Genomic DNA, 10,290 nt, shown 5'->3' on the forward strand with positions numbered 1-10,290 from the left:
CATTTATTAAATAAAACCGAATTGTATGTCTACATTAGTCAAAGCAATATTAGAAGCAGTAGATGGAGAAGGTAAAAATATCGAATTAATGTTTAATCCAGAGGACATTAGTTTTACTCGTAATGTAAAGTGGGAAACAGCAAAAGGAAGTAAAGGTGATTCATCATTATTACCAAAAATTAATTTTTCTGGTGTAGAACCTTATAAATTCACCCTCAAACAACTACTTTTCGATACTTATGAATCTAGAGAATCTGTAATGACAAAATATGTAAATGTCATTAAAGCAGGTGTAGAAGCTATGAATAAAAAAACAGATTCTCGCCCACCAGTATATCTTTTCAAATGGGGGGAAACTTACTTTTATTGTGTAATTACTAGCTTGACTTATAAATTGACAATGTTTCTAGCTAATGGCACCCCGGTAAGAGCGATCGTCGATATTGCCCTCCAAGAAGTCGAAAAAAATAATCTACCAGGTCCCAGAAAATCTGAATCTACAGGCAAAAGTCGCACCACAGGCACATCACCTATGAAAAATCCATAATTTCAATTTTTTGGCTGTTCTGCTATTGTGGGGCAAACAGGATCGGGCAATCCTAAGATACTTTTCGATTCACCCCTTTCCATAACATTAAGTTATTATCATAAGCACGGGAAAACAGATTGAGTATTTTTTTATTTTAATTAAATTATTTTTATCAAATTTTTATGCCAAATTCATCCAGAGATAATCACTATATATCAGAACTAAAAATAGATCTACTCAGCGGATCGAGCTGGAAATCGATCGGGCAAGAATTATATAAAGATGTCTTGCAGGTGAATATCGAAGAAAGCTTACATTTACCAGCAATGTTTTCGATCGTTATCCATAATAGCTACTTACCAGCAAGCCAAAGAAATCCGCCGTGGCGACATCCCGAGAAAGACCGAAATTTATTTGAAATTGGGACGAGATTGAGAATGGGAGTCGTCTCTAGTACGACTGAAGATCGTCACTTTAACGAACAATCAGCCGCCTGGCTGATCGAAGGCGAAATCACCGCGATCGAAACTCATTTTAACGAAAAAGCTGAAGCCCCAATTATCGTTCGAGGATACGATTTATCCCATCGACTGCATCGCGGCCGTCACAATCGGTCTTTTCTCAATCAAACTGATAGTGATATTGCCAAGCAAATTGCTAAAGAAATGAAAATTAAGGTTGTAAATGCAAACTTTGATGATACCAAAGTGATTCATGAATATGTCTGCCAGCAAAATCAAACCAACATGGAATTTTTGCGCGATCGGGCAGCCGCGATCGGTTATGAATTATTCATTCAAGAAGATAAACTATATTTTCAAAAACCCAGAACAGACACAAAATTAACATTAAAATGGGGTGTAGACTTACTCGGATTTAGCACTCGTATAACTAGTGCCGAACAAGTTAGTGCTGTTGAAGTTCGCAGTTGGGATTATGTTAATAAAAAGACGATCTCTAGCACTGCTACTTCCGAGCAAGTAGTCACAGCAACTGGTAATAACAAGGGTAGTAGTGCATCTACAAAATTTGACTTTCCCGCACCTAAAATTACCGTCGTAGATCGACCTGTCAGTAATGCCCAACAATCCCAATATATGGCTCAGGCACTATGTAATGAATTGGGCGGAGAATTTGTATATGCAGATGCCAAATCTGAAGGAAATCCACTAATTCGACCCAGAACCGTGGTAAATTTGCAAGAGATGGGCGATCGATTTAGTGGGAAGTATTATATTACCGAAACCCGTCACGTTTTCGAGCAGCGCATTTATAAAACCGAATTTAGCGTGCGCGGATTGCGGACTGGCAATTTATTAAGTACTCTCTCTCCACCCATCCACCTGAAACCAGGGCAAACTTTTTTAGTCGGTATCGTCACCGACAATAAAGATCCCCATGATTGGGGACGAGTAAAAGTCATGTTTCCCACCCTCACCGAAAAACATGCCAGCCATTGGGCGAGACTCGTGGCATTAGGAGCCGGAAGTCAGCGGGGCTGTCACTGGATTCCAGAAATAAATGATGAGGTGCTAGTCGGCTTCGAGCATGGCGATATCCACCGTCCCTATATCATCGGGGGTGTTTGGAACGGTAAAGATGCACCATCAGAAAAGATTGCTGACTCACTCAAGGGTGGTAAAGTGCGCTTGCGTACCCTTAAAAGTCGTACCAATCACATATTACAGTTCGTAGAAGAAGATAGTGGTGCCAGCAAAGCTGGTATTATCGTCAAAAGTAGCAAAGATCATCAAGTTTACTTAAACGATAGCGAAGGATATATTGAAATAAAAACAGAAAAAGGTCATACCGCAAAGTTAGACGATCGAAATAAGTGCATTAATATTGAAACCAGTGGCGGGCATAAAATCACCCTAGACGATCTCGGTAAATCGATCTCCATCAGTTCTCAAGGCAATCTCTCAATCAAGGCAGTCGGTAATATCGAAATTAAAGCCAATGGTACGATTACCATTAATGGTGCGTTAATCAGCCTGAATTAGAGAATAGGGAATAGGCTTAATAGTTTTTCACCTCCCACACCCCCCACAATCCCCACCCTCCCTCAAAAACATGCCAGGAAAACCCGCTGCTCGTGTTGGAGATATGACCGCTCATGGTAGCCCCTTAGGTGTCGGCCCAGGTAGCTTTAACGTGCTGATTGGGAAAAGACCCGCATGGCGGGGTATTTCTGCCGCCCAAGCCGCGAAATTGGCACAAACGTTTACCGAAGGTATGGAAAAAATCATCAAGGCACAAGCGAAGGTAACTGCGACTATGGGTACGCCAGCAGCACCAGTCGCTGCGGCAGATTTGGTTAAAACAGTCGCCGAGACAGTCGCGCAGATGGCTTCGTTAATGGCTAGTTTTGCGGCAGATACTCATGCTTGCCCGATTGTCAAAGTCGTAGTTCCCGATGGTGCAGGAGTGGTGATAAATGGCAGTCAGACAGTATTAATCAATGGGATGGCGGCTTGTCGATTGGGCGATATAATTCAAGAAGCCACTAGCGTAAATTCGATCGCGGTGGGCGAGTTTACTGTTTTAATTGGCGGTTGAAGAGATCGAAAAATGGCGATTTATGCCCCCGTTTTGGTCGGCTCGATTCTCGATGCTCAGATCGTTACTAAGGTCTCCGGAGGGAAATACCGATCTGTTGCGGATAAATCCGATATTCTATTTTCACCAGCAATGTTTTCGATCGCAAGATCGAGGTTACCATGTTTGGAATTGACTACAGTTGTCAGATCGGAGCCAGGTCGCGCTAAAGTCAAATATCTACAACTGTGTCATCTGGCGAAATTAAGGGAATACTATGATAGCTGGGTACGATCTATCACCTGTGATATAGATGTAATTCACTACCAGTTGTTGGTTATAAAAGTTCTGAGAACATATTTAGTAACTTTCCTGGTTGTATAGTTGTATGTGTGAATATATAAAGTAGCTAAACGATCGCGATGCGGAGCGCGCTCTGCATTGGAGAGTTTCGAGCTAGCTCGAAACTCTCTATCGATGCCAGATAGCGTGCGCTTGCAAAGGTAACTATCGGCAACTTAGCGATTTTCCCCCAGATTGTAGGTAATTAGCAACGTATATATAAATTCTCTATTCCTAAAGTAGATCGACTGCATTGCTAAATTTATTAATTTCTATTCTTACCCCTATTTACCCGCCAAATCGTTGAGACCCAAAGGATTCAAACGTGAAAAAAATTTTACTAGTAGACGACGATAAAACTCTCCAAACCGTACTGACGCGCTATCTCGAAAAGCGCGGTTATTCCGTACGCGTTGTAACCTCTGGAGTTCAAGGATTAAAACTTTTCGCTCAAGATCCGCCAGATCTGGTCGTATCGGATATCATGATGCCCGGAATGGATGGTTTGGAATTTTGTCGCCGTCTCCGTGCGACCAGACCCGGACAGTTGGTACCGTTTATCTTTTTAACTGCCAAAAAGGATCTCGAAGACCGCATTCAAGGTCATTATATTGGGGCGGATGACTATATCACCAAACCATTCGAGCCGTTAGAACTGCTCGCAAAAATTGAAGCGCAACTAGAACGCTCGCGTCGCATTCACTCAGAAATGGTGCGGTTGATGCAAAAAGTTCCTGAAGATAGCGACTCTGGAGCTGAATATGGCGACGGTTCCTCGGATTCGGTCGTTCAAACTAAAGACCCAGAACCAGGAGAAGACTTACCATTAACTCCAGCCGAAGCACGAGTATTCTGGGAAGTAATCCAAGGTTTGACCAACAAACAAATCAGTCAGCGGTTATTTATCAGCCCTCGCACCGTTCAGACGCATCTGAGCAATATTCTGACGAAGTTAAATCTCGAAAATCGATCGCAGTTGGTTAGATTTGCCTTCGAGCATGGCTATCGTCCACCACAAACTCAAGACGAACAAAAAGCGGCTGAAGCCAGAGGCTAATCAGGTTATCGATCGTGACATCACGCAAAATCGAGGTAGGGGCAATTCATGAATTGCCCCTACCTCGATTTTGTGTGATGTCAATCTCTACATCTGTCGTCCAGATCGATCTATGGAGAAGATCTGCAATTCTGCTGCTCGGTAATGCTGCTTTTAGAGCTAAACTTGAAAAGTATGGTTATTAAGTTGCTAGCAAGTCTCATTTCAGACCATTTCCAAAAACAATGGTGACAGATGAGGTAGCAGATTCCAATCATAGACAGGTTTTCCCAATCCACAATCCAAAATGGCATCAGACGATCGAGCCTATCTTTCGCAAAAAAATATCGACCCCAAGGAAAGACCGATCTTTGCACTAGACGTGCAGAGTAAGGAACAAGCGCAGCAAATAGTCGAGCGACTCGACGATGCGATCGTGTTCTACAAGTTAGGACTGGAACTATTTTTAGGCGGACAATACTTTGAAACGATCGATTGGTTGCTAGCACGCGATAAAAAAGTGTTTGTCGATCTGAAATTTTTTGATGTACCGCAAACCGTCGGCGCGGCGGTTAAACAACTTACCAATCGCGGGATTAGTTTTGTCACCGTGCATGGTAACGATGAAATTATGCGCGCCGCAGTCCGGGAAAAACAAGATTTAAAGATCTTAGCAGTGACAGTTTTGACTAGTCTCGATCGCGGTGACTTAAACGACCTGGGATTCGAGTGCGATCCTGACGCGCTAGTGCTTTCTAGAGCCAAGCGGGCGATGGCGATCGGCTGCGATGGTGTGATTTCATCTGGGCGGGAAGCTAAGGCGTTACGTGCCGATTTAGGAGCCAATTTTTTGGTGGTGACTCCGGGCATTAGACCTGTCGATAATACCGAAGCACCAGACGACCAGAAGCGAACTGTGGATGTTAAAACCGCGTTTCTGAATGGAGCCGATTATATTGTCGTGGGACGACCGATTAAACTCGCGCCCGATCCTTATGTGGCTGCTTGTGAAATTCAGCAAACAATTGCCGAACTATTTGGCTAATAATCCAAGTTGCTAGTTATGGGTTTTTAGTGGGATGGGTATTAGGTTTTAGCTATTAGGTATTAGGTTTTATCCCATTGCTAATACCCAATACCTAATACCTAATAACCAAATCAGGAGATTCTGAGGAGCCAAATATGATGTAGCTTGGATCGTGAAGCTTATATTTAGTACCCAGAATTATCCACCTAATGATTAATCCCCCAGTTCGCCGGAGCCAATTAGCAAACGGTATTACAGTTTTGACAATTCCCAATCCCAGTGCGGATATTGTCTCTGGGCGATTTTTCATACCAGCGGGGAGTCGATGGGAAACACCAGCGAGAGCTGGGTTAGCCCAACTATTAACATCTGTAATTACTAAGGGGACAGAACGGTTTTCGGCTCTGGAAATTGCAGATCGGATCGAATCGGTGGGTGCGGGTTTGGGTGCGGATACGACAACCGATTATATTAAGTTGAGTCTCAAGACTGTCAAAGCAGATTTAGTCGATATCTTTAAATTAGCTGGTGAAATTCTCCGCAGCCCCAATTTTCCCCAAGCGCAAATCGAACTCGAACGCAAACAGATTCTACAAGCAATTCGATCGCAGACAGAGCAACCATTTAATAATGCCTATCGCCAATTGCGGACGGTTCTATATGGCGAACATCCTTACGCCCGATCGACTTTGGGTACCGAGACGACGATCGCCCAAATTACCCGTCAGGACTTAGTAAACTACCATCAGACTCATATCCGACCCGATCGACTAATTATCAGCCTTGCGGGGCGAATTACCCCCGATGAGGCGATCGATTTAGTCACTCAAGTTTTCGGTGATTGGAGCATCCCCGAAATCGAGCCGCCAACTCTCGATCCTCACGGGGTTACTACCCAACCTCAATATCAATTCGAGTATCAAGCCACCCAACAGGCGATTGTCATGTTAGGCTATCTCGCCCCACCGATTCAAGATCCAGACTGCATCGCACTCAAATTAATCGATAGTTATCTGAGTAATGGCATGTCCAGCCGCTTATTTGTCGAGCTGCGCGAAAAACGCGGACTCGCCTACGATGTTTCGGCATTTTATCCTACTCGCTTGGATACTTCGCATTTTGCCGTATATATGGGCACTAATCCCAGCAATACTCGTGTTGCTGTCAGCGGCTTACGTGCGGAAGTCGATCGATTGTGCATAGAGCCGTTATCGGCGAGTGAAGTTCAGACAGCAAAAGATAAACTACTCGGACAATATGCGCTAGGAAAACAAACTAACGGACAGCTAGCACAAACTTATGGTTTGTACGAGCTATTGGGATTGAATGTAGATTTTGACTTGCAGTTTAACCAAGCCATTCAAGAACTAACTTCAGCACAGTTACGCACCGCCGCCGATAAATATCTCAGCGAGCCATATATTTCGATCGTCAGTCCCGAATTTTCAGCAAGCAGCGAGAGTTAAATTAGTGCAAGTTGCTAGCGATCTTTTTTGAGTACGGGGAGACGGGGAGCAGGAATGGATTTTCAATCCGAAATCCAAAATCCAAAATCCTAATCCCTCGTCGTCACCTCATTCCTACCGACAACCGAATTAAGTGCCCAAACGTGTTCTACTTCCATCTTTTGATGGCGGCAGACATCTTCTAACAACTTGTGTTGAGATAAAGCCTTCCGCAGCGTGACAATTAACTGTTGTACTCGCTCCCTGACGATCGGATCGCGATCTGCGGCGACTGTTGCTTGACGTTCGAGCACCTGTAAAATCAGTTCGTAGTGGACTAATGAGGGTAACTTAATTCGATCCATGAATATGCTTTCACCTGAGACACCGGATTGCACGGTGATATTTGAATGGGTAGATTGCAGCAGTAGCTATGTGACAAACATATCGCCGATCGCGAGTCCGGGATCGTCCTGCTTTACTAATGATTCCCCAATTAGCACCGCATTAGCTCCAGCCTCAGTTACTATTTTAATATCTTCAGCCGTATGTAGTCCTGATTCGCTGACGATCGAGATGCCGCGATCGCTAATTTGCTGTCGTCGCGGGGCTAAAAGTGTGGCAGTAGTATGTAAATCTACACTAAAATCGGCAAGATTCCGGTTATTAATGCCAATCAGCTTCACCCCATCTAATTTTAAGACTCGATCGAATTCTTCCTCGGTATGTACCTCGATTAGAGTTGTCATTCCCAATCCCCGCGCGATCTTCAGAAAATATTGCAAATCGACATCTTCTAGAATCGCCGCAATCAACAGCACCGCATCCGCACCATGTACGCGCGCGTAATAAATTTGGTAGGGATAAATAATAAACTCCTTACACAGCAACGGTAAATCCACCGCTTGACGCACCGCCGCTAAATTCTCAAAACTCCCCTGAAAAAACTTGCGATCGGTCAATACCGATAAGCAACTCGCCCCACCGCGCTGGTAAGATTTAGCAATCTCCACTGCATCAAAATCTGCTCTAATTACCCCTTTACTCGGACTCGCCTTTTTCACCTCGGCAATTACCGCCGGATTCGTCTTCCCCTGCTGGATTGCTCCTAAAAAATCTAATGGTGGAGCCATTACTGCGACTTTCTTTTTCAAGTTGTCGAGGGGCATTTTCTCCCGCAGCATCGGCACTTCTCGCTCTTTATACCAGACAATTTCTTCGAGAATATGCTGGGGTTGGTTATCAGGAACGATAATTTGATACTCAAGTGGGCCGACATTTACAGACGAACTAGGCGGACGACGACGAATTTTCATTTAGGTTTTAGGCTTTAGGTATTAGGCTAAGTTCTTAATTTGGTAAACTATTTTTGAGATCGACATTATCCGATCTATTTTTATTCTATCGATCGACACTCCGATCTCGCCGCGACCACAACAGCATCTAATTCTCCCACATCAATCCCCCTCTTCATTCCCCAGCCTAGAGCCTAAAACCCAAAACCTAACACCTAAAGCCTAAAGCCTAAAGCCTAAAGCCTAAAAATCTGACACAATTCGATCGCGTGCATTTGCAAGGTAGATGTCGTTTCGCCACCGCGTTTGAGGTTAAATTCTAGATCTAGCAATTTAGGGAGACTGGCGGCGAGTCGATCGGTAGTGGTAGCTTGAAGTTCTTGCTTGATGAAAAATAGGCGTTTGGGGTTCCCCAATCCGGCGGCGGTAGCAATGACTCGATCGTCCTTTTCCCCTGCGTCTAGAAGCATTTTCACCCACAACCAGGTACGAAATTGACCGACGAGGGTGGCAACTATTTTGAGTGCGGGTTCGTTGCGATCGATTAATTCGGTAATTAGTTGCAAAGCCGTACCGACATCGCCGATCCGAATCGCGGTAGCTAATTGCAGGCTATTTTGAGTATTTGCAGTTACCAGACTAGCTACCATCGCTCGATCTATCTGTTTGCCTTCCCCAGCTAAAAGCTGCAATTTAGCTAATTCTAGATACAGTTGACGGGTATTATTACCGACAGCTTCAGCGAGCAGTTCGATCGCATCTGATGTTAGTTTTAGACCCAATTCTTTGGCGACAATTTGGACTCGCTGACTGAGTTCTGCGGTTTTCCAGGGGGGAATTAAACTAAATTCCTGGACGTTGGCATATTTCTGAATTGTTTTGGTCGATTTTAACCGTCCATCGGGTTTATTTTTACTAGTCAGCAGCAGAATTGTAGTTGCTGGAATTTGCGGTAAAGTTCGTTCTAATTCGGCAAGTAATCCTTCCGAACATTGCTGCATTAAAGTCGTATCTGCCAGCCAAACCAACCTTTTACCCATGCCGAATGGCGGTGTCATGGCCGAGTCTAACGCGGATATTGCAGCATCCTCGCGATCGGGCGAAATCTTTTCATAATTAAAGCTCATCCAAGCCGGATCGAGTGCCGATTGTTGGATGGTACTTACCGCTTTGGCGATCGCAAAATCATCATCGCCCCAGTATAAAATAACAGTCATATCGATTTTAGATTTTAGATTTTGGATTGATTTAATATCATATCTGTAGGTTGGGTTGAAGAATAAAACCCAACAACCACTCTCAATAACCACTTATTAGATAATTAATCATCATCAAACGATCGAGCTGAAGATATAAATTCGATCGATGTTAAGCGATTGGGAAAATCGCGACAACCGCCAGGAATAGTGCGACGCGAGGCTTCACCACTCCAAGTGCAACAATATTGGCGTTGTTCCTCAGACATGCCGCGCACATTAGTAAAATCGGCATCTTCTACTACCGCGCCACTAAATTCACCCGTAATATAATCTGGAGCGCGATCGGGAATGCGGGGACTAGCAACGTTAACATCACCATAAAAAAGTCTAGTTCCGCCAATGTCGGCACCATTTAATCGAGATTGATAAAGAATTGCTCTCGCTAAATTTGCTTTCGATAAATTACAACCGCGTAAATTAGTCCGAATTAAATTAGCATCGCTGAGATCCGTCCACCGCAGATCGGTTTGTGAGATATCCACACTCGCCAGCATCGTCCCCACATCGATGACTCGAACGCCATAAATCCGATCTTCATCATAACCGCCACTTCCATTCAAAATCACCTTTCCCAACCGCAGATCGCGTTGCAGGGGAGTCAACAATTTAGAGCGCGATAAAAATCGAATTACCCGCGCTTTTCCCGCAGCATTAACACTGCCTAATAATGCTCCCGTCCGTCCCACTGCAAAAGCCCGCTCTTGCGGCCAATCTTCCAGAAAACCATCATCATCTAATACTAAATCGGAAATGCCCTGAAAATAATTATCGATCGTTTGTTGCTGAGTAATAATATTTTGTTGGCGATTGAGCCGATTT

At 44.1% G+C, this 10,290-nt stretch carries 11 protein-coding genes; 7 read left to right on the forward strand and 4 right to left on the reverse strand.

Annotation, left to right across the window (positions count from 1 at the left end):
• Positions 1 to 25 precede the first annotated feature (25 nt).
• The 7 genes from RMO79_RS21545 to RMO79_RS21575 all read left to right on the forward strand — a co-directional run bounded on the left by RMO79_RS21545 (position 26) and on the right by RMO79_RS21575 (position 6,938).
• Complete coding sequence (locus RMO79_RS21545; protein ID WP_310485316.1) at positions 26 to 547, forward strand: hypothetical protein; 522 nt, start codon at positions 26 to 28, stop codon at positions 545 to 547.
• Between the two features lie 164 nt (positions 548 to 711).
• On the forward strand, positions 712 to 2,532 hold the full coding sequence (locus RMO79_RS21550) for a VgrG-related protein (protein ID WP_310485317.1): 1,821 nt from the start codon (positions 712 to 714) through the stop codon (positions 2,530 to 2,532).
• A gap of 70 nt (positions 2,533 to 2,602) precedes the next feature.
• Entirely contained in the window at positions 2,603 to 3,088 is a 486-nt protein-coding gene (locus RMO79_RS21555) for a PAAR domain-containing protein (RefSeq protein ID WP_310485318.1), read from the forward strand.
• A gap of 646 nt (positions 3,089 to 3,734) precedes the next feature.
• Positions 3,735 to 4,466, forward strand: coding sequence for a response regulator transcription factor (locus tag RMO79_RS21560; RefSeq protein ID WP_310485319.1), 732 nt, complete (start codon positions 3,735 to 3,737; stop codon positions 4,464 to 4,466).
• Positions 4,467 to 4,480: 14 nt separating this feature from the next.
• On the forward strand, positions 4,481 to 4,651 hold the full coding sequence (locus RMO79_RS21565) for a hypothetical protein (RefSeq protein ID WP_310485320.1): 171 nt from the start codon (positions 4,481 to 4,483) through the stop codon (positions 4,649 to 4,651).
• A 101-nt stretch (positions 4,652 to 4,752) separates the two neighbouring features.
• A complete protein-coding gene (gene pyrF / locus RMO79_RS21570) occupies positions 4,753 to 5,490 on the forward strand; it encodes an orotidine-5'-phosphate decarboxylase (protein ID WP_310485321.1) in 738 nt (245 codons plus the stop codon).
• A 191-nt stretch (positions 5,491 to 5,681) separates the two neighbouring features.
• Positions 5,682 to 6,938 carry a pitrilysin family protein gene (locus tag RMO79_RS21575; RefSeq protein WP_310485322.1) on the forward strand — a complete coding sequence of 419 codons (1,257 nt, stop codon included), beginning with the start codon at positions 5,682 to 5,684 and terminating at the stop codon, positions 6,936 to 6,938.
• 89 nt (positions 6,939 to 7,027) lie between these two features.
• On the opposite strand, the gene RMO79_RS21580 is transcribed toward RMO79_RS21575, so the two are convergent.
• The 4 genes from RMO79_RS21580 to RMO79_RS21595 form a co-directional block, all read right to left on the reverse strand.
• Complete coding sequence (locus RMO79_RS21580) at positions 7,028 to 7,315, reverse strand: DUF5340 domain-containing protein (protein WP_310485323.1); 288 nt, start codon at positions 7,313 to 7,315, stop codon at positions 7,028 to 7,030.
• Positions 7,316 to 7,348: 33 nt separating this feature from the next.
• Positions 7,349 to 8,233 carry an indole-3-glycerol phosphate synthase TrpC gene (gene trpC / locus RMO79_RS21585; RefSeq protein ID WP_310485324.1) on the reverse strand — a complete coding sequence of 295 codons (885 nt, stop codon included), beginning with the start codon at positions 8,231 to 8,233 and terminating at the stop codon, positions 7,349 to 7,351.
• Between the two features lie 215 nt (positions 8,234 to 8,448).
• Positions 8,449 to 9,429, reverse strand: coding sequence for a DNA polymerase III subunit delta (gene holA / locus RMO79_RS21590; protein ID WP_310485325.1), 981 nt, complete (start codon positions 9,427 to 9,429; stop codon positions 8,449 to 8,451).
• A 104-nt stretch (positions 9,430 to 9,533) separates the two neighbouring features.
• Positions 9,534 to 10,290, reverse strand: a 757-nt coding sequence (locus RMO79_RS21595; RefSeq protein WP_310485326.1) for a pentapeptide repeat-containing protein, incomplete at its 5' end; no start/stop codon positions are given.

This window comes from Chamaesiphon sp. VAR_48_metabat_403 (assembly GCF_031422475.1).
Lineage (GTDB): Bacteria > Cyanobacteriota > Cyanobacteriia > Cyanobacteriales > Chamaesiphonaceae > Chamaesiphon.

Coding starts and splice junctions, on each gene's coding strand:
- RMO79_RS21575 (WP_310485322.1), top strand. CDS start 5,682: ATGATTAATCCCCCAGTTCGCCGGAGCCAATTAGCAAACGGTATTACA.
- RMO79_RS21550 (WP_310485317.1), top strand. CDS start 712: ATGCCAAATTCATCCAGAGATAATCACTATATATCAGAACTAAAAATA.
- pyrF (WP_310485321.1), top strand. CDS start 4,753: ATGGCATCAGACGATCGAGCCTATCTTTCGCAAAAAAATATCGACCCC.
- trpC (WP_310485324.1), bottom strand. CDS start 8,233: ATGAAAATTCGTCGTCGTCCGCCTAGTTCGTCTGTAAATGTCGGCCCA.
- RMO79_RS21555 (WP_310485318.1), top strand. CDS start 2,603: ATGCCAGGAAAACCCGCTGCTCGTGTTGGAGATATGACCGCTCATGGT.
- holA (WP_310485325.1), bottom strand. CDS start 9,429: ATGACTGTTATTTTATACTGGGGCGATGATGATTTTGCGATCGCCAAA.
- RMO79_RS21545 (WP_310485316.1), top strand. CDS start 26: ATGTCTACATTAGTCAAAGCAATATTAGAAGCAGTAGATGGAGAAGGT.